We start from the raw sequence: 255 nt of genomic DNA, 5'->3' as shown, positions 1-255 counted from the left end.
GAATTTCCAGATGCAGGACATCCTTCGCAAGACAGCCCGCTATATCCTCGATTTTTGCATTGACCATCAGATAGGGATCCTTGTTTGCGGCTATAACCGGGATTTCAAACGAGAACTGAAGCTGGGCAAAGTAACGAATCAGCATTTCACTCAAATCAATTTGAGCTATCTTCGTAGTACCTTGAAACACCTGTGTGAACGCTATGGGATAACCTATCTGGAACAGGAAGAATCGTATACCTCCCAGGCCAGCTG

1 protein-coding gene is annotated in these 255 nt (G+C 45.5%); it reads left to right on the top strand.

What is annotated here, in order from left to right; translation table 11 throughout:
* Window positions 1–255 (top strand): IS200/IS605 family accessory protein TnpB-related protein (locus ACE418_RS13550; RefSeq protein ID WP_416451091.1); only part of this gene is annotated, 255 nt, incomplete at both ends.

The organism is Megasphaera jansseni (genome assembly GCF_047974155.1).
GTDB lineage: Bacteria > Bacillota > Negativicutes > Veillonellales > Megasphaeraceae > Megasphaera.
The sequence above is the reverse complement of the archived record's forward strand: the minus strand, read 5'-3'. Positions and strand labels throughout refer to the sequence as shown.